At 60.3% G+C, this 19,155-nt stretch carries 16 protein-coding genes; 5 read left to right on the top strand and 11 right to left on the bottom strand.

Features of this window, described 5'->3' with window-relative positions; translation table 11 throughout:
* Positions 1-3: 3 nt before the first annotated feature.
* Together asrC and cysG are read left to right on the top strand one after the other, a co-directional pair.
* Positions 4-1,014, top strand: a complete 1,011-nt coding sequence (gene asrC, locus AB5Z09_RS15220; protein WP_368195638.1) for a sulfite reductase subunit C — start codon at positions 4-6, stop codon at positions 1,012-1,014.
* Between the two features lie 197 nt (positions 1,015-1,211).
* Entirely contained in the window at positions 1,212-2,603 is a 1,392-nt protein-coding gene (cysG, locus tag AB5Z09_RS15215) for a siroheme synthase CysG (RefSeq protein WP_368195637.1), read from the top strand.
* 100 nt (positions 2,604-2,703) lie between these two features.
* Here the strand turns inward: cysG and AB5Z09_RS15210 are convergent, their stop codons facing one another.
* The 9 genes from AB5Z09_RS15210 to AB5Z09_RS15170 form a co-directional block, all read right to left on the bottom strand.
* The gene (locus AB5Z09_RS15210) at positions 2,704-3,306 is read right to left on the bottom strand and encodes a hypothetical protein (RefSeq protein ID WP_202003871.1); all 603 of its coding nucleotides are present in this window, start codon (positions 3,304-3,306) and stop codon (positions 2,704-2,706) included.
* 252 nt (positions 3,307-3,558) lie between these two features.
* Positions 3,559-3,876: a heavy metal-binding domain-containing protein gene (locus AB5Z09_RS15205; protein WP_005333757.1), complete on the bottom strand. Its 318-nt coding sequence runs from the start codon at positions 3,874-3,876 to the stop codon at positions 3,559-3,561.
* A 170-nt stretch (positions 3,877-4,046) separates the two neighbouring features.
* Positions 4,047-4,847, bottom strand: a complete 801-nt coding sequence (dedD, locus tag AB5Z09_RS15200) for a cell division protein DedD (protein WP_005352757.1) — start codon at positions 4,845-4,847, stop codon at positions 4,047-4,049.
* A gap of 74 nt (positions 4,848-4,921) precedes the next feature.
* A complete protein-coding gene (gene folC / locus AB5Z09_RS15195; RefSeq protein WP_368195636.1) occupies positions 4,922-6,181 on the bottom strand; it encodes a bifunctional tetrahydrofolate synthase/dihydrofolate synthase in 1,260 nt (419 codons plus the stop codon).
* 2 nt (positions 6,182-6,183) lie between these two features.
* A complete protein-coding gene (gene accD / locus AB5Z09_RS15190) occupies positions 6,184-7,047 on the bottom strand; it encodes an acetyl-CoA carboxylase, carboxyltransferase subunit beta (protein WP_005333765.1) in 864 nt (287 codons plus the stop codon).
* A gap of 119 nt (positions 7,048-7,166) precedes the next feature.
* Positions 7,167-7,976, bottom strand: coding sequence for a tRNA pseudouridine(38-40) synthase TruA (gene truA / locus AB5Z09_RS15185; protein ID WP_368195635.1), 810 nt, complete (start codon positions 7,974-7,976; stop codon positions 7,167-7,169).
* A 200-nt stretch (positions 7,977-8,176) separates the two neighbouring features.
* Positions 8,177-10,381 carry a FimV/HubP family polar landmark protein gene (locus AB5Z09_RS15180; protein ID WP_216977496.1) on the bottom strand — a complete coding sequence of 735 codons (2,205 nt, stop codon included), beginning with the start codon at positions 10,379-10,381 and terminating at the stop codon, positions 8,177-8,179.
* Between the two features lie 271 nt (positions 10,382-10,652).
* Complete coding sequence (locus AB5Z09_RS15175) at positions 10,653-11,669, bottom strand: aspartate-semialdehyde dehydrogenase (RefSeq protein WP_005344937.1); 1,017 nt, start codon at positions 11,667-11,669, stop codon at positions 10,653-10,655.
* 193 nt (positions 11,670-11,862) lie between these two features.
* On the bottom strand, positions 11,863-12,984 hold the full coding sequence (locus tag AB5Z09_RS15170; RefSeq protein WP_368195634.1) for a 4-phosphoerythronate dehydrogenase: 1,122 nt from the start codon (positions 12,982-12,984) through the stop codon (positions 11,863-11,865).
* A gap of 249 nt (positions 12,985-13,233) precedes the next feature.
* Between AB5Z09_RS15170 and AB5Z09_RS15165 the strand changes: the two genes are divergently transcribed.
* The 3 genes from AB5Z09_RS15165 to AB5Z09_RS15155 all read left to right on the top strand — a co-directional run bounded on the left by AB5Z09_RS15165 (position 13,234) and on the right by AB5Z09_RS15155 (position 16,350).
* Positions 13,234-13,977 (top strand): phosphatase PAP2 family protein, encoded by a 744-nt coding sequence (locus AB5Z09_RS15165; protein WP_368195633.1) that lies wholly within the window; start codon positions 13,234-13,236, stop codon positions 13,975-13,977.
* A gap of 99 nt (positions 13,978-14,076) precedes the next feature.
* The gene (gene rnt / locus AB5Z09_RS15160; RefSeq protein ID WP_005333780.1) at positions 14,077-14,754 is read left to right on the top strand and encodes a ribonuclease T; all 678 of its coding nucleotides are present in this window, start codon (positions 14,077-14,079) and stop codon (positions 14,752-14,754) included.
* 273 nt (positions 14,755-15,027) lie between these two features.
* Positions 15,028-16,350 carry a Na+/H+ antiporter family protein gene (locus AB5Z09_RS15155; protein WP_005361308.1) on the top strand — a complete coding sequence of 441 codons (1,323 nt, stop codon included), beginning with the start codon at positions 15,028-15,030 and terminating at the stop codon, positions 16,348-16,350.
* Positions 16,351-16,484: 134 nt separating this feature from the next.
* Here the strand turns inward: AB5Z09_RS15155 and AB5Z09_RS15150 are convergent, their stop codons facing one another.
* Both AB5Z09_RS15150 and AB5Z09_RS15145 read right to left on the bottom strand, forming a co-directional pair.
* Positions 16,485-18,392, bottom strand: coding sequence for a putative bifunctional diguanylate cyclase/phosphodiesterase (locus AB5Z09_RS15150; RefSeq protein WP_368195650.1), 1,908 nt, complete (start codon positions 18,390-18,392; stop codon positions 16,485-16,487).
* Position 18,393: 1 nt separating this feature from the next.
* Positions 18,394-18,876 (bottom strand): molybdopterin-dependent oxidoreductase, encoded by a 483-nt coding sequence (locus tag AB5Z09_RS15145; protein WP_368195632.1) that lies wholly within the window; start codon positions 18,874-18,876, stop codon positions 18,394-18,396.
* Between the last annotated feature and the right edge of the window lie 279 nt (positions 18,877-19,155).

Here is a 19,155-nt window from a genome sequence, read left to right as displayed (position 1 = left end):
ACCATGAGTCTCGATATCGACATCATCAAGGCCCGCGCCAAGAACGAATACCGTCTCTCCAAGGTGCGCGGCGAAGCGATGATCAGCGTACGCATTCCCGGCGGGATCATGCCCGCCCACCTGCTGACGGTGGCCCAGCAGATCGCCGAACAGTATGGCAACGGCCTGATCCACCTCACCACCCGCCAGAAGCTGGCGATGCCCGGCATCAAGTATCAGGACATGGACAAGGTCAACGCCGCCCTCGAACCCTTTATCAAGGAGATCGAGGTGGAGACCTGCGGCATCGAGGTAGAGGACACCACAGCCGGTTACCAGACCATCGGCGGGCGCAACATCGTCGCCTGCCAGGGCAACACCATCTGCCAGAAGGGCAATATCGACTGCACCGGGCTGGCCCAGCGGATGGAGAAACACCTCTACCCCAACCCCTATCACCTCAAGATGGTGATCGCCGGCTGCCCCAACGACTGCGCCAAGGCCAACATGGCCGACTTCGGCATCCTCGGCATCGCCAAAATCCACTTCAATGCCGAGCGCTGCATCGGCTGCGGCGCCTGCGTCAAGGCATGCAGCCACCACGCGGTGGATTGCCTCGCCATCAAGCATGGCAAGGCGGTCAAGGAGGAGAGCAAGTGCATCGGCTGTGGCGAGTGCGTGTTGGCCTGCCCGACCCTGGCCTGGCAGCGGGATCCCAAGCAGCTCTACATGGTCAAGCTGGGGGGGCGCACCAGCAAGAAGACCCCCCGTACCGGCAAGCTGTTCCTCAACTGGGTGACCGAAGAGGTGCTGCATGCGGTGATCAAGAACCTGTTCGAGTTCGAGGCCGAGATGCTGGATGGCAAGCCCATCTACCTGCACATGGGTCACCTTATCGACCGGGCCGGTTATCACAAGTTCAAGGAGCGGGTGCTGCGCGGCGTCATCCTCAACCCGGAAGCCATGGTCGCTGACCGCATCTTCTGGGCCGAAGATCAGTACGTCGCCAACATGCACGTCAAAGCAGTGCAATAGGAAAAACCTCGTTTGGGGAAGCGTGATCAAGTGGCCGACACCGGTGGGGATCTGTCGTTGGCCCGGGCGTAGATCACCCTTCCCCTTTTTTATTCCCGTCGGGGGATCTTTCCCCCGACCATTCGGGGTGCGCCACGGCGCGCCCTGCTATCTTGCCCGGCGCGGCATTGCGAGCGGGCCAGCATCCGGAGCCTGTTATGGACTTTCTCCCTCTCTTCTGTCAGCTGCAAAACAAGCCGGTCCTGATCGTCGGCGGCGGTGAGGTGGCGGTGCGCAAGGCGCGCCTGCTGCTCGATGCCAAGGCGAAGATCACCATCAATGCCCCGCATCTGGAACCCCAACTGATGAGCTGGGCCGAGCAGGGTCGCCTGACCGTCTGCGCCGCCGACTTTCATCCCGAACTGCTCGATGGCAAGTGGCTGGTGATCGCCGCCACCAACCAACAAGAGGTCAACCAGCAGGTCTTCAACGAAGCGAACCTGCGCCAGATCTTCTGCAATGTGGTGGACTCCCCGGCCCACTGCAGCGCCATCATGCCCGCCATCATCGACCGCTCGCCGCTGATGGTGGCCATCTCCAGTGCAGGCGCGGCGCCGGTACTGAGCCGCCAGCTGCGGGAAAAACTCGAAGCCATGCTGCCGCAACACCTCGGCCAGCTCGCGGCGCTGGCGGGCAAGCTGCGCGAGCGGGTCAAACTCATTCCGGACAAGCTGGCCCGCCGCCGCTTCTGGGAGCGGCTCTTTAACCACGATCGCCTCGCCCGCCAACTGGCCCGCGGCCAGCAGCAAGCTGCCGAACAGAGCGTCGCCGAGCTACTCGATGAGCCGCTGCAGAGCAAGGGAAGCGTGACCCTGGTGGGGGCTGGCCCCGGCGATGCGGGACTGCTTACCCTAAGCGGTCTGCAGCAGTTGCAGCAGGCGGATGTGGTGGTCTATGACCGGCTGGTCTCGCAGGAGGTGTTGGCGCTTGTTCGCCGGGATGCCGAGCGGATCTTTGTTGGCAAGGAGGCGGGCCGCCACTGTGTGCCCCAGCAGGCGATCAACCAGCTGTTGCTGGAACAAGCGCAGCTGGGCAAACAGGTGGTGCGGCTCAAGGGGGGCGATCCCTTTATCTTTGGCCGGGGTGGCGAGGAGCTGGAAACCCTGGCCGAGGCGGGCATCCCCTTCTCGGTGGTACCGGGCATTACGGCAGCCTCAGGCTGCGCCGCCTACAGCGGCATTCCCCTCACCCACCGCGACCATGCCCAGCGGGTGCAGTTCATCACCGGCCACGACAAGGAGGGCAATATCGCCCAGGAGTGGTCGGCGCTGGCGGCCCCCCGCCAGACTCTAGTGTTCTACATGGGGCTGGCCCACGCCGCCCGCATTCAGGATGAGCTGCAAACCCACGGCATGCCCGGTCATACCCCGGTGGCGCTGGTGGAGCAAGGCACCCAGCTCAGTCAGCGGGTGGTGCGCGGCGAGCTGCAACAGTTGGCCGAACTGGCTCGTCAGGTGAAGAGCCCGAGTCTCATCATCATCGGCTCGGTGGTCACTCTGGCCGACAAGCTGGACTGGTATGGGGAAGCCAACGCCATCCACGGCATCTAACCCCGCACGGCGATCAACCAATAGAGACAACAAAGCAGAGAGCGGCCATGCCGCTCTCTGCTTTTTGCATCAATGACCCAGCCGTGGCACGGCGCGTCTGTTACTCGAGCGTGATGGGGCCGGTATTCTGAACATCGCTGTCATTCCAGTCGCTCTCATCGCGAATACGCGGATCCCCCTGCAAGGTGTAGAGGATAGTGCCCTGACGAAACTGCAGCGCGCCATCGGCCCGTTTCGCCTTCACCTTGACTCCGTTGACCCACACCTGCTCCTTGCCATCCACCTGAATATTGGCCACCGTGGCGCCGGTCTCGCGGTTTTTGGCGATCCACTTGCCCTGATAGGGCGAGTCCCCCTTGGCCATCGGCAGTGCGGCGGCCTTGCCCGCCGACCAGGCGTGCACGGTGCAAAAGCCGTGGGCCCGGCGATCATGCTTGATGACGTAATCCAGGGTGGGTTCGCTGGCGGGCAGATCGAAGGTGATCCCGATGACCACCTTGCCGCTTGTGGCCGAATAGGCGGCGGGCGCCTGCGTTTTCAGGGTAGCCTTCTTGCCATTGATAAAGACATTGCCCCCTTGCGACTTGACCCGAATATCGGTGGGACAGGTGGCGCTGAAGTTGGGCAGCGCCGCGAGGGCACTGCCGGCATGGGCGGTCATGGCCAACATGACAAGGGTCAGCAGAGCAGGTTTTTGATTCATAGTGATACGCCTTCAAGAGAAGAGAACCTCGTCCGTGAGCGGTGTCGTTCCTGATGGCGGCACTCTAGCTTGACCCTCTCGGGCCACCCAGTGAAAAAAAATAAAACCGGTCCGTGGAATTATTAATAAATATAAATATTTAAAATCAATGATTTAAGTGATAACCCTGCCAGCCACCACGTATCAGACAGGCAATAAAAAAGCCGATAACCCAGTTATCGGCTCATTGCCCATGCAGAGGCGGAGGCCCGATCAGACCACCACAGCGGTGCCACTGATGCTGACCATCAGCATGCTGCCGTTTTGCCCCACCACTTCGTAGTCGATATCGATGCCGACTACCGCATTGGCGCCAAGGGCGGCGGCACGCTCTTTGAGCTCATCGAAAGCGATCTCGCGGGCACGGGCCAGCTCTTTTTCATAGGCACCGGAGCGGCCGCCGATGATGTCGCGGATCCCGGCAAAGAGATCCTTGAAAATGTTGGCGCCGAGAATGGCTTCGCCAACCACGATGCCGCGGTATTCACGAATGGTTTTGCCTTCCAGCGTGGGGGTCGTCGAGAGGATCATCTTGAACTCCTGTGAGTAGCAGAAGGGCTCAGACTACCCCAACTGCCCGAAAATCCCAACCGGGGGGTGACCTGTACGACGCCGTCCTTAAAAATCACGACGGCCAGATAAAAAACACCGCGCACGGGGCGCGGTGTTTGTTTCAGAGGGCCATTGCCAACGGCAAGCCGTCACGGATTGTAAGAGACCACCGAGCCACTGAGGCCGGTCATCTGGGAGATCCGACCCTGCATCCCTTGCAGTTTGGCCTTGGAGACATCCGGCCCGATAAAGACCCGGTTGAGCTGACCCTGCACCGGTGTGCGCGGCGAGGTGTGGGCAGAGTAGCCCGCCGCCCGCAGCTTGCTCACCAGCGCGTTGACGCTGTCGACGTTCTTGAAGGCGCCAAGCTGGAGGATCCAGCTACCCTGTGCCGGTGCCGCAGCAGGCGCGGGTGTGGTCGGCTGGGTCATCTTGCTTTCAATCAGATCGTCGAGGGACTTGATCTGACCCGCCTGCGGCTTGGCCGGTGCGGGGGCCTTGGCCACTTCAACCGGTTTGGCTGGCGTCGGCTTGGGTGCTGGCTTGGGCGGTTCGACCGGTTTTTTGGCCACCACTTCCGGCTTGGGCTGTGGCTTGGGTTGGGCATTCTGTTGCGGCTGGACCGGTGCCGGTGCGGCAGGGGTTGTCGCCGGCTGCGCACCGTTGCCCTGACCGGCGAGGGTCATGGGGTCAGCCACCTCTTCCACTTGCCACTGCTGGGCCGCAGAGGCCTGTTGCTGGCTGGCCAGATGATCGGCTGGCAGGCTGCTGGCAGCCGAGACCTGCAGCGCAGGCTTGGCAGGCTCCAGCTCGGGGCGCAGCGGGATCTTGGCAAAGGCCTCCTCCTTTTGTGCCAGCTTGTGACCATCCAGCAAGTCCGGCAGGAAAATAACAACCAGGGCCACCAGGATGACGGTGCCCACCAGACGGTTTTGAAACTTCGAGGCCAAGTTGAATCCTACCTTTACGTAACTCAATATGCGATTTGGCTCCCCGCCCGAAGACCGGGGAGCCGGGGTGTGGCCTAGACGGCGACACCCGCCAGAATGTCGGCGACAGTGTAAAACGAACCAAACACAATGACCATATCGTCCGGACTCGATGCGGCCAACGCTGCCTGATAAGCGGCGCTGACATCATCAAACTCCCTGGCAGGGCCCTTTCCCTCCCCCAACGCCGCAACCAGTTGCGCAGCGGTGGCGGCGCGCGGGCCGGTGAGGCTGGCCAGATACCACTCGCCAATCAGACCATCGAGTTCGGCAAGGGAACCCGCCATGTCCTTGTCTTTGAGCATGCCGACCACGGCGCGGCGCACACCCGAGCAGGGCATCTTGCGCAATTGCGCGGCCAGATAGGCCGCCGAATGGGGGTTATGGGCCACATCGACGATCACCAGCGGCGCACTTTGCAACTGCTGCATCCGGCCAGCCAGCCGGGCATTGGCAAGCCCGTCACGAATGGCGGACTCCGGCAGCGGCAAGCCGAGGGATTCCAGCGCCGCCAGCACGGTCACCGCGTTCATCAGCGGCAACGCCGGTTTTGGCAGATCCCGCCACTGGTTGAGGCCGTGATAATCCCAACCGCTCTCGTGCTCATCGCCACGAAAATCGATACCGACCTGACGCAGGTTGGCGCCAAGACGCTGGGCTTCGCTGGCAATAGTCGCGGGCGGATTAGGCTCACCGCTGATGGCGGGCTTGCCAGCGCGATAGACCCCCGCCTTCTCCACCGCCACTGCTTCGCGGGTATCACCCAGCCAGTCGCAGTGATCGAGGGCAATGGAGGTGATCATCGCCACATCGGACTCCACCACATTGGTGGCGTCGAGCCGACCACCCAGTCCCACTTCCAGCAGCAGCACATCGGGGGCGGCGCGGCAGAAGAGCCACAAGCCAGCCAGGGTGGCGAACTCGAAGAAGGTGAGCGCTATCTCGCCACGCGCCGCTTCCACTTCGGCAAAAGCGGCGCAGTGATCGCTGTCGGACAGCTCTTGCCTGTTGACCCGCACCCGCTCGGTAAAGCGCAGCAGATGGGGCGAGGAGTAGACGCCGACCTTGTAGCCTGCGGCCATCAGAATGCTGGCTGCCATGGCACAACTGGAGCCCTTGCCGTTGGTACCCGCCACCGTGATCACCTTGAACGGCAGCTGGGTAAGCCCCATACGCCGGGCAACGGCACCGACCCGATCCAGCCCCATGTCGATATTGACCGGATGGATCTGCTCCAAATAAGAAAGCCAGTCGACAAGCGACCGGCTTTGGGATTGTTGCATGTTTGAACTCATCTTCACTCTTCGATGACGTGAGTATTCAGCATTTTGGCGAGCAGGCTGGCCAGACGGTTACGCATTTCGCGGCGATCGATGATGATATCGATGGCACCCTTTTCCAGCAGGAACTCGGAGCGCTGGAAGCCTTCCGGCAGTTTCTCGCGCACGGTCTGCTCGATAACACGCGGGCCGGCAAAGCCGATCAGAGCCTTGGGCTCGCCCACGTTGATGTCGCCCAGCATCGCCAGACTGGCAGAGACGCCACCCATGGTGGGGTCGGTCAGCACGGAGATATAGGGCAGGCCCGCCTTGGTGAGTCTGTCCAGCGCAGCACTGGTCTTGGCCATCTGCATCAGGGAGAAGAGGGCTTCCTGCATGCGAGCACCACCAGAGGCGGAGAAGCAGACCAGGCCACGGCCTTCCTTGATGCACTCCTCGACGGCGCGCACGAAGCGGGCACCGACCACGGAGGCCATGGAGCCACCCATGAAGGAGAATTCGAACGAACAGGCGACAACCGGTACCCCTTTGAGGGTCCCTTTCATCACCACCAGCGCATCTTTCTCCGCCGTCTCTTTCTGAGCGGCAGACAAACGATCCTTGTAGCGCTTGGAATCCTTGAATTTCAGTACATCCTGCGGCTCCAGCTCGGCACCGATCTCGGTACGACCCTGCTCATCGAGGAAGCTCTCGAGACGGGCGCGGGCGCTGATGCGCATATGATGATCACACTTGGGGCACACTTCGAGGTTGCGCTCCAACTCTGCCCGGTAGAGCACCTGTTCACAAGCACTGCACTTGGTCCACACCCCTTCCGGAATGTTGTGACGACGGGGCGCAGTGATCTTGCTCTTGGGAAGAATCTTCTCAAGCCAGCTCATGGAATTCCTTAATGCTTTTGTGCCTGACAAAACGCATCGAGCCTAGATTGTTCAATGACTTAATAGCTCGATGGCAACAAATGACGGGTCATTAAACCACAATTTTTCGGGCGCAGTTACTAAAAACTGGTCGTACCCGGTGCCGAGTCCGGCAGCCACAGCGGGCCGAGCGGCAACTGCGGCAGAGCAAACTCGGCCGGGTAATCCACGTCGACCAAATAGAGGCCACCGGCCTTGGCGGTCGGCCCGGCCAGATTGCGATCCTTGGCAGCCAGCACCTCGGCAATCCACTCCACCGGTTTGAGCCCCTGCCCCACCAGCAGCAGGGAGCCGGTGATGTTGCGCACCATATGGTGCAGGAAGGCGTTGGCGCGAATATCCAGCACGATATAGGGCCCCTGACGGCTGACACACAGATGGGTCACATTGCGCCACGGGGTGTTGGATTGGCAGGCGACGGCACGGAAGGTGCTGAAGTCGTGCTCCCCCAGCAGGCTCTGGCCCGCCTGGTGCATCAACTCCGCATCGATGGTCTCGTGGTAGTGGCTGACGCCACTGCCGAGGATCGCCGGCCGGTAGTTGTGGTTGTAGATGACATAGCGGTAGCGACGGGCGGTGGCGCTGAAGCGGGCGTGGAAGCTCTCGTCCACCTCCTTGACCCAGCGCACGGCGATATCCGGCGGCAGGTTGGAATTGAGCCCCAGGGTCCAGGCCCCTTCGGCACGGTTCGCCTCGGTATCGAAGTGGATCACCTGACCGGTCGCATGGACACCGGCATCGGTGCGTCCGGCACACTGGATGGAGACAGGGTGGTTGGCGATCCGGCTCAGCGCCGTCTCCAGTTCAGCCTGCACGCTGATCACTTCACGCTGACGCTGCCAGCCGAAATACCGGCTGCCGTCATATTCAATACCTAGGGCAATTCGCATGGATAAACTTGTCTTGTTGTGAAAACGCAGTGAAAGAAACGGGGCGGATTATACGCGCTCAGCCCGAAAAGTCCCACCACGCGCGCAATTGGCCTGGATTGCGAACCTGCGCGGCCATGATCCCCCCATCGCAAATCGCCAAAAGAAGAGGGCAGCCTGCTGGCTGCCCCCGTTTTTCTGATCCCGTAATGGGAGATGCTTTAGCCCAACCGCTTGAGCAACTTCTCGGCTTCGGCACGCTGGTGATCGCTGCCCTGCTCCGCCGCCTCTTGCAGCAGCTCGCGGGCGCTATCCTTGTCATCAATCTCGAGGTATGCACGGGCCAGATCCAGCTTGGCACCCACACCGCCGTCGTCGGCATCCACGTCAAATCCGGTGGATTCCGGCAGCACCTCGGGGAAGCCATCGAGCCCCACATCCAGCGAGAAGCCCTGATACGGCTCCTGCTCCGGCGCGGTAGCATCCGCTTCGGCCAGCAGCTTGTCGATCTCGACGTAGCCGCTCTCCTGCGCCTGCTCACGGGGTTGAACATCTGCCGGATGAGACTCCACCTCGGCGAACGCATCTTCGAAATCGGAGAGCGCCAGCTCGTTGGGATCCCACTCCAGATCCAGCTCGGCTTCCTTCGCCTTGACAGGCTCAAGACCGAGCTCGGCCAGCATGGCATCCGCACTCTCGTCAGCGTCCTCTGCGGCACTGAGATCAATGGCGTTATCATCTTTGCCAGCAGCAGGCTCGTCGAGGGCACTGTCGAAATCACCGAGATCGAAGCTCGCCAGATCGTCGTCAGCGGCGCCGACTTCGTCGATGGAGCTCAAATCGGGCTCGAGGTCAGCGGAGAGATCCGCATCCAGCTCGGCAAACAGGGCTGCCTGCAGCTCCTCTTCGCTCATGATCTCGTCAGCGGCCTTGGGCTTGGGGTTGAACTCGCTGGCCAGATCCATGGCAGGCTCGTTGGCAAGCGCGATAGGCTCATCCAGCGAGAGATCGAGATCCGGTACCAGATCCGGGTCACGACTGGCTGGCTGGGCCGCCATCCGCTCGGGCTCGAAGCCCTGCAGCTCCATCTCGCCCTCGTCGCTGAACACCAGATCGACATCCGGCTTGGCGGCCGGCTCGTCAGGCTCCATCGGCATAAAGCCATCGGGGGTGTTGAGATCCGGCACCGGGCGCACCGGCTCGTTGTCGGTCACATCGACGCTCAGCAGATCATCAAACTCGCTCTGCTCCTGATCCATCATCATGGCGGTGGATTCGGAGAGGCTCTTCTCCTGCTCTTCCAGCTCGCGGCGGGCACGGGCACGCAGCCACAGGGTCACCAGCGCCAATACCAGCAGCACCGGCAGCAGAATGATCATGGCGAGGTTGAGCGGTGAGGAGAGCAGGTCCATCAACCAGTTTTTCTCAGGCTCAGGCTCGGCTGCCACCGGCGGGACCGGTTGAGCCTTGAGCTCGGCAATCTCTTTTTGCAGCGCCGTCTGATCCTGCAGCTGGGCTTTGAGGGTCTCCACCTCTTCGGTCAGGGATTGCAGACGCAGCTTGAGCCTGTGGTTCATCTCGGTCACCTGGCCGAGCTGGGCATTGGCATCTTCCAGTGCCAGCGCCATCTCGGTGGCCGGTTTGCCCACCGGTTTATCCAGATCGGAAGGCAGAGGCGCCGGGGTGGTGCCTTCTGCAGCGCTAGGAGCAGGTGCTACCGCCTCTTTCGGCGCAGGCTCGCTCACCTTGGCCACTTCTTTGGTTTCAGCAGCCGGTTGCGGTGCCACCACCGGGGCGGGAATGGGGGCGGCTTTCGCCACTGGCAGCGGCGCAGGCGCAGCCTTCACCGGCTCGGTCTTGGCGGCTTCCACCTTCGCGGGTTTGGCGGCAGCCGGCTTGGCTGTATGGGCCTGCTTGTCAGCCAGATATTTGGGGCTTAACCCCTTCCAGCTGGCGTTGTCGCTACGGAACTTGGCGCGGGCCTGAGCATCAGTGATGACGCTCGCCTCGGCCGCGGTCGGCAGCAGAATGCGGGATCCCACCAGAATGTGGTTGATATTGCCATCGGCAAAACTGCGGGGGTTTTTCTCGTAAATCGCCACCATGGTCTGGTAGACGCTGACCCGATTGGAGGGGCGATATTTGCTCGCCAGGCTCCAGAGGGTATCGGTCGGACGAACAGGGCCATAGCTACCGGCATTGGCAGTGACCTGACGCACCACCGGCTGGGCGGTTGTACGCACCGGTTGCGCGACGGGTCTGGCGACCGGCTGCGCCAGCGGCTGGGAATTGACGGCGGGAGGTGCGGGTTCGTCAGGGCCTTTTAGCTCGACAAAAAAAGGCTCCCGCGCCGAGTCTTCAGCCTGGACGGTGCCCAGCAGACCCAATGCGAGTAGCGTTGCCAATGTTATGCGGGAATGTCCCATATTCGTTCCTTCGTATGACGGCCCTATCACATTGAAAAATCTGGATAGTTACCCCAAAACAGTCGGTTCAATATAAATCAGGCTCGCCTGGCAAGCCAGCAGTCCGACACATTTAGCACCCAACTTGACCCTGAGTGTAGGAAAAAACTTAATCAGTTGATATCGCAACAGAATCTTGAAGTGACGGAGTGCGGCATGGGTCACACCCCGGTTTGATCACAGGCCGGATGCGCAGCACTCCCTGCTGCGCATCTGTGGCATCTGACCAGCCTTACAGATAGTCGCGAACCAGCAGCTCGGCAATCTGTACACTGTTGGTTGCCGCGCCCTTACGAACGTTATCGGCCACGATCCACATATTGATACCACTCGGGTGAGAAATATCCTGGCGTACCCGGCCCACCAGCACCTCATCCTTGCCGGTTGCGTCACGCACCGGGGTCGGATAGTCCCCTTCGTCATCAAACAGGGTCACACCCGGCGCATTGCGCAGCAGGTCCTTGACCTGTTCGGCATCGAGCGGCTGGTGCAGTTCGACGTGTACCGCCTCGGCGTGGCCGTAGAAGACCGGCACCCGCACGCAAGTCGGATTCACGGCAATGCTGGCATCGCCCAGGATCTTCTGGGTTTCCCATACCATCTTCATCTCTTCGCGGGTGTAGCCGTTGTCAGTGAAGCTGTCGATCTGCGGGATCAGGTTAAAGGCGATCTGTTGCGGATAGAGGGTCGGTTCCACCGGACGACCGTTGAGCAGATGAGCGGTCTGACCTGCCAGCTCGCTGACCCCCTCTTTGCCGGAGCCTGACACGGATTGATAGGTGGCCACGTTGATGCGGGCAATGCCCACTTCGTCGTGCAGCGGCTTCAGGGCCACCAGCATCTGGATGGTCGAGCAGTTGGGATTGGCGATAATGTTGCGATTGCGAAAATCGGCCAGCGCATCCGGGTTCACTTCCGGGATCACCAGTGGGATATCTTCGTCGTAACGGAAGCAGGAGGTGTTGTCGATGACGATGCAGCCGTGTTCGGCAGCAATCGGCGCCCACTTGGCCGAGACCTCGGCACCGGCGGAGAAGAGTGCGATCTGTACCTGGCTCCAGTCAAACTCCTCCACATCGAGGATCTCGAGGTTCTTGCCGCCAAAGCGCACGGTATCACCGGCGCTGCGGCTGGAAGCCAGCGGATAAAGGGTCGCTACCGGAAATTCGCGCTCTTCCAGGATCTCGATCATCGCCTGACCCACGGCGCCGCTGGCACCCAATACCGCTACGTTAAACTGCTGGCTCATTCTGTTCTCCTCTGATAATGCTGCAATGGCGCCGACTGGCGCCATGGTCGGCAGTCTCCCGCACGGCGAGATGACGCTGCCTGATATGGCTGAGCCGGCGCAGTAGCATCTGCGCCAGCTCAGTAAAAAATGGGGTCGAGGTAGCCAGTACGGCTCACCCCTTCCGGTTATCTTCCAACTCCTAGTCCCCGATTCAGGGGCGTGACAGCGCAAATCCCAGCTCGCCCAGCGCCTGGTCGGCAAACGCCCCCTCAACCTGCAGGGAGGATAGTTCACGGCGCTCGGGATAGTGTTTGCGCTGCTCGTCAAAGCTGCCGGGCAAGCCGAGTCGGGCCCGGAAACGGGCATCATCGCGACGCACGTCATAAACCAGATGCACCAGCTGCTTGATCAACGCCTGATCCGGTGCGTGGCCCGGCACCACCGCCTGCACATCGGGGGCAGGCAGGAGCTGACTCAAATCCTGACGAGGCTGGCGTCCCAGCTGCTGGCAGAGCGCCTGATAGAGCATCCAGGTACCGCGGGCCTTCCCCTCCAGGCTGTAACCGGCGATATGGGGGGTGGCAATCTCGGTATGGGGCACCAACGCAGCCAGTGGCTCAGGCTCGTTCTCCCACACATCCATCACCAGTCGCAACGGCTTATCGCTCAGCTGGCGTGCCAGCAGGGCCCGGTTATCCCACACCTCGCCACGGGAGGCGTTGATCAGGATCTGTCCGGCAGGACGAGCGGCAATCTGTTCGGCATCGAGCAGATGGTAGGTGGCATCCTGCCCTTCGCGGGTAATGGGCACATGGAAGCTGACGATATCGGCACCAAGGGCGGTCTGATAATCGACAAAGCCCGCATCAGGATTATCCCGCGCCCTGGGCGGATCGCAGCGCAGTACCCGCATGCCGAGCGCTTGGGCCTTGCCAGCCACGCACTCGCCGGTATTGCCCGCGCCAATAACCGCCAACGTCATGGCCGAGAGGTCGAGCTCGTAGCGCTCCGCCAGCACCAGCAGGGCGGAGAGCACATAATCCCCCACCGAATACTTGTTGCAACCGGGGGCGCTGAAGAAGGGAATATTGCGGCTTGCCAGCAACGCTTTGTCCACATGGTCGGTGCCTATGGTGGCGGTGCCGACAAACCCGAGTTTGGGGCTGGTCGCCAGCAAATCGCCGTTGACGCGGGTGACCGAACGCACCAGCAGCACATCGGCATCCAGCAGATCGCGGGCCTGCATCTGCCGTCCGGGCAAGGGGATCACCTCGCCAAATTCGGCAAACAGCTCCACGGCATGGGGCATATTCTCATCAACGACTATCTTCATCGGGCTCTCTTTGGTCACAACCGCCACGGGGGCGCCATTCTAGCGCAAAGCCGCCCGAGATTTCAGCCTGTGATGCAATCCGGCGCGAAACGGGACCAGATTGCGCGACAGCCGCCCCATCCGCCCGCTCAAACAGAGGATGTGGCCACAAAATGTGTAAGCAGAGGTAACAAACGTGCTGCTCGGCTTTGTCCGAGCATGTCACGGTGGCACAATGCCCCTCTTTTTTCGCGATCGCCCATACCCACCATGCCGCCACACGCTCCGCCGCTCCCAATGTCAACCGCCTCACTCACCCGCAGTCAGGTGCTTGGCTTCACAGCCCTGTTAATCCTGCCCCTGTTACTACTCGCCACATTGCCCTGGCAGCCTTTTCTGACCGGTTCACTGCAATCAGGCTGGCTATGGTGGTCATACGCCCTTACCCGCATGGTCGATATTCCCGGGATCGGGGTCAGTGGCGCCCTCTTGCTGTTGCTGACCCGCTACAAACTCAAACTGGAGCTGTCCCCCTTCATTGCACTGGGGTGTGCGCTGGCAGCCCTGCTCGCCAGCGACTGGGTGCTCAAGAGCCTGATCAAGCACCTGACCGAAGAGCCCAGACCCTATCTGCTCTGGCTGGAGAGTCAGTCGCTGATCCCGGCCATCAAGCACTTCTACGCCAGTAGCATCGATGTGCGCAGTGAACAGGTTCATGCCGCCAGCCAGTTGCTGGCCCTGCCTGAGTGGCTCGGCCACCACTGGCAGGCCGAGGTGAACTACGCCTTCCCCTCCGGCCACAGTATCGCCGCCATCAGCCTGGCCCAATTTTTCGGCCTTATCTGGCTGGCCCGCGCCCCCACGGGCGTCTGGCTGCTGCCGTTGTGGGCGCTGGGGGTTGGTCTGTCGCGCATGGTAATGGGAATGCATTGGCCGGTGGATGTGCTGGCCAGCGCCCTGTTGGGCACGCTCACGGCGCTGATTGCCGCCCGCTGGTGGCTGCACAGATATTGAATCCTGCGCCATCTTGCCGCGGCCGACTGCGTGGGATGGGGGGACAAGCCTGTGCTTTTTTGCCATAATGCCGCCTCATTTTATCCCGACCGAGATCCCATGACCGACGCAGTTCATACCCTCAAGGGCCGTTTCCGTGGTTTTTACCCCGTCGTCATCGATGTTGAAACAGCCGGGTTCAACGCCAAGACCGATGCCCTGCTCGAAATCGCGGCTTACACCCTGAAAATGGATGAGCAGGGCTGGCTCGTTCCCGATCAGGTATTCCACTTTCATGTCGAGCCTTTCGAAGGGGCCAACCTGGAAAAGGCCGCGCTGGAGTTCACCGGCATCGACCCCTACAACCCGTTGCGTGGCGCTGTCTCGGAAAAAGAGGCGCTGACCGAGATCTTCAAGGGGATCCGCAAGGGGATGAAGGAGCAGGATTGCGGCCGCGCCATCATAGTGGCCCACAACGCCACCTTTGATCACGGCTTCGTGATGGCTGCCGCCGAGCGCGCTGGCCTCAAGCGCAATCCGTTCCACCCGTTTGCCACTTTCGACACCGCAGCTCTCTCCGGATTGGCGCTGGGTCAGACCGTACTGGCCAAAGCGTGCCAGAGCGCCCGCATCCCGTTTGACAATAAAGAGGCGCACTCTGCCCTCTATGACACCGAACGCACCACAGAGCTGTTCTGTCATATCGTTAACCGCTGGAAGAGCATGGGGGGTTGGCCGCCAGCGCATCCGGATGATGACACAACCGATGCCCCTGCCGACGATGAGGGACAAGAATAAACGGATGAAGGCTGCCACTGGCAGCCTTCGCTTTTTGGGGACGTGATTGATTGCACAGCGCACCGGAAATCGCTATCAACGTCACTATCCACCGCTGCGCACGGGATGCACGGAGACAAACAGGTCACAACCCCTCATGTTGAGCAACCTTGTGCCACATGCTGCTGCGATATGCAGGGTTTGACTGATTTTTTTCTCGACATTTGTCACATTTTTCGCAAACTAAGTCCCCTTCACATGACAGACAGCAATAACAAACTATAAGGAAATCAAATGAATCCAGTTGTTATCGCAGTCGGGCTGATGCTGGTGCTCAGTCTGCTGCGGATCAATGTGGTGGTCTCGCTGGCGCTGGGGGCCATTGCTGGCGGCCTGGTCGGTGGGCTGTCGTTGACCGATACCCTCACCACCTTCAGCGGTGGCCTGGGCGGTGGCGCCGAGATTGCTCTCTCCTACGCCATGCTGGGCGCCTTTGCGGTTGCCATCTCCCGCTCCGGGATCACCGACCTGCTGGCCCGCAAGGTGATCAACCAGTTGGGCAAGGATGCCAGCTCGACCCGCATCATGTGGGTCAAAACCCTGCTGCTCTCTTCCGTGCTGGCTGTGGCGATCTCCTCCCAAAACCTGATCCCGGTTCACATCGCCTTTATTCCCATCCTGATCCCGCCGCTGCTGCATGTGATGGCGCAGATGCAGATCGACCGTCGTCAGGTGGCCTGTGTCATCACTTTTGGTCTGACCGCCACCTACATGGTGCTACCGGTCGGCTTTGGTGGCATCTTCCTGAATAACATTCTGGCCAAGAACCTGATCGATAACGGCGTGCCCATCACCACCAGCCAGATCCCGCTGGCGATGGCCATTCCGGTCGCAGGTATGGTACTGGGCCTGCTGATCGCGGTATTCATCAGCTATCGCAAACCGCGCCAGTACGATCTGGCCAAGATCCTGGATGCCGAGCCCGAAGCGGTCGAGCTCAACCTCACCCACATCTGGGTTGCTCTGCTGGCCATTGGCGTAGCGCTGGGGCTGCAACTGATGACCAACAGCATCGTACTGGGTGCGCTGGCCGGTTTTGTCATCTTCACCTGCGGCGGCGTCATCAAGTTTCGCGAAAGCCAGGATGCTTTCACCCAAGGGGTGCGGATGATGTCGCTGATCGGCTTCATCATGATCTCCGCAGCCGGTTTTGCCGCGGTGATGAAGGCAACCCACGGGGTCGACTCTCTGGTTCAGGTGGTCGCCTCCGGCATCGGCCAGCACAAAGGCATTGCCGCCTTCCTGATGCTGCTGGTGGGTCTGCTCATCACTATGGGGATCGGTTCTTCCTTCTCCACCGTGCCCATCATCGCCACCATCTATGTGCCGCTCTGTCTGCAGCTTGGCTTCTCACCGATGGCGATCATCGCCCTGGTTGGTACCGCAGGTGCGCTGGGGGATGCGGGCTCACCAGCCTCCGACTCGACTCTGGGGCCCACCTCCGGCCTCAACGCAGATGGTCAGCACGATCATATCTGGGACAGCGTGGTGCCCACCTTTATTCACTACAACATCCCGCTGGTGATCTTCGGCTGGATTGCCGCCATGGTGCTCTGATAGCCCCTCGGGCTACGAACTCTGCACGTCACAATGCACAACAAGAAGGCGACCAGATGGTCGCCTTCTTGTTGTATTCGACTAGATGAACAACAGCACGGTAGCTTGTGGTGACGGTGAAAAGGCACCGCTCGCTAACCAAGCGCCACCTCCTGCATGATGCTCCGATTGATAAAGTAGCGATGGCAGAACAGCAGAAAGTCCTGTAGTGGCAAGGGCCTCGAGTAGAAATAGCCCTGAATTTCATCCACCCCTATGCTCAGCACCGCCTTCAGCTCATCGTTGTTTTCCACCCCTTCCGCCACCACCCGCACACCGAGTTGATGAGAGAGGCTGGTGATCGCCTCGACGAACAGGGCCTGACGGGTGTCATTGTCGATGGCCGTGATAAATGAGCGGTCGATCTTGAGCTTGTCGAAATAAAGTTCCCGCAAATAGGAGAACGATGACCAGCCGGTACCGAAATCATCAAGGGCCACCCGCACTCCGATCTGACGCAGGGTGTCGATGATTTGCTTGCTCAGCTCGATATCATCCAGAGCAATCGTTTCGGTCAGTTCGACGATCAGCTGTTGCAGGCTTAGCGGCCCCGCTCTCATGTTCTCATCCAGCTGGGCTGCCAACCCCATAGTGAACATGGAACTCGAGAGGTTGACCGAGATCTCCAGCGGTTCAATCAAGTCGCTCGGGAAAGTGGCGAGATCAAGCTGCAAGCGCCGGAAGATCCATAACCCGAGCGCCTCCCCCAGCCCGTTATCTTCCGCCAGCGAGATGATATCGAGGGGCGGAATAAACCCGTACTCCGGGTGATTCCAGCGGATCAGTACCTCAGCCCCCAGTCGCACCCTACCTTGACCACGGACAATGGGCTGATAGTAGAGGCTCAACTGCAAATTGCTGTGGTGCTGGATCAGCTCGCGCAACTCGGTCGACAAACGGCGGTTACGCAGATAGTGCTGATACATGCTGCTGGAGAAAACCACGTAACGATTCAGCCGCTTGCGCTTGGCACTGTCGAGGGCGATATCGGCAAACAGCAGCATCTCCTCCGGCGTGTGTACCGGTCGCACGTACTGGCTGATCCCCATAAAGACCCGCACCCGGTGGGCGGGATCGGTCGCCAAGGCGAGCCCGGCAAGTTCGTTACGCAGCTGCTCCAGAAATGGAAAGCGCAAATAGGTGGGCATGGCGCCGGAAATAATGATGGCAAACTCATCGCTACCGGTGCGGGCGGCAAAGATACCATCAACCGATACCACGCGGATCCGCTCTGCCAATTGTGTCAGCAATACATCCCCCACCTCGTAGCCCAGGCTGTCATTTACCTCCCTGAAATGGCCAAGATCCACCAGACAGACGGTCACGCTGCTGCGCCCCCCTTTATGTCCCGTCAGCTGCTTGAGGTGTTTGATCAGGGAGGCCCGGTTCGGCAAGCGGGTTAGCGCATCATTCCACGCAAGAAAGTGCTGGTGGCGCACTTCGCGAAACAGCATCACCACGGTCGCCAACATCAAGAAAGCCAGAATGAAGAAGTTCTGGATACGCGACGAGTTGAGTACCTCCCGCTGGGCAATAGCGGATGGACCGGTGAAATTTTTCACCATCACATCGCGGATGGCAGCCAGATCCCGAGCCAACTCCTCGGCGAAACGAGCAAGTTCTTTCGAATCTCGATCTCCACTGACCACGGCCTGCTCATACTTCTCGAACAGGGCCATGATCTTCCCTACCGCTTGTTCAGCACCAAAGCGAGCTCGGACCTGCTTTGCCTCTTCACCGTGCAGGAAGACATCGAGGCGGTTCCAGGCAATATCAAAACGCTTGTTCATCTCTTTCTGACTGGTCGAACCGGTGCGATAGAGAGAGAGCGCCTCATCAAAGCCACGGATTTCCAGCTCCAGCTGCGCCAACGCCCAGGCAGAGAGTTGGGTATAGCGGGTCACAGCATTAAAAGCACGGTCATAGTTCCAGACCGACCAGATGGCGACCCCCAAAAAGGCAGTCACCATCAGGATCAAGCTCAGAAACTTGCCGCGCAGCATCTTATTTGCTCTCAATCGCCGTCAGTTGCCACACCATCCGGCTGTGATAGAGCTCCTTGTTCAGCTCCGGGTGATCAGAGAGGGGATAGATGATCCAGAGCGGCCCCTTGTTGCGCAGGGTCAACGCCTTGCCATCCTGCTTCTCGGCCAGCAGTACCGCATATTTATCTCCATCTTCCAGCGGCACAGCCGCCCAGTAGTCATTGATGGCGACCGCCTTGACCTCCCCACTCTTGAGACCATACATCTTGACCAGATCTCGCAGCAGCACGCCACGATAGGTGTGGTCCCCCTCGGTCCAGGGGGTCTCAGTCTTGACCTCTGTCTGAGGTAAGGCCTCAAACTCGGCCCGGGTCAACACGACCTCCCCTTTACCATGGCAGCAGCCATCCCCCTTGATCTTGAGGAAGGGCTCATCAGCCAACACCATGCCAGAAACGAGACAGCCGGATAACAGCAGCATCCTGCCAAGCCATCCACCCATGATAGACCTCCGTATCGTACTGTTTTTTTTATTGGTTTCACTCAGCCCACCCACATGACAACGGCAGAGTCACAATGCAAAACAATGTAGCTGCAACCAGCTCACCACAACAGGCAACCAGCATCAGGCTGTACCCGAATGCCACCAAAAGCATGGCATCCTGGCTCCGAATGTCACAACTGCATCGGAAAATATTCATGCCCCTTTGGCTCACGACCTGGGTTGTGGAACAAAAATATGACCCCCACAAAGGCAAACTGACGGTACAGTCCCTATCGC

This window comes from Aeromonas sp. R2-2 (genome assembly GCF_040908355.1).
In the GTDB taxonomy this organism is placed as follows: domain Bacteria; phylum Pseudomonadota; class Gammaproteobacteria; order Enterobacterales; family Aeromonadaceae; genus Aeromonas; species Aeromonas veronii.
The sequence above is the reverse complement of the archived record's forward strand: the minus strand, read 5'-3'. Positions and strand labels throughout refer to the sequence as shown.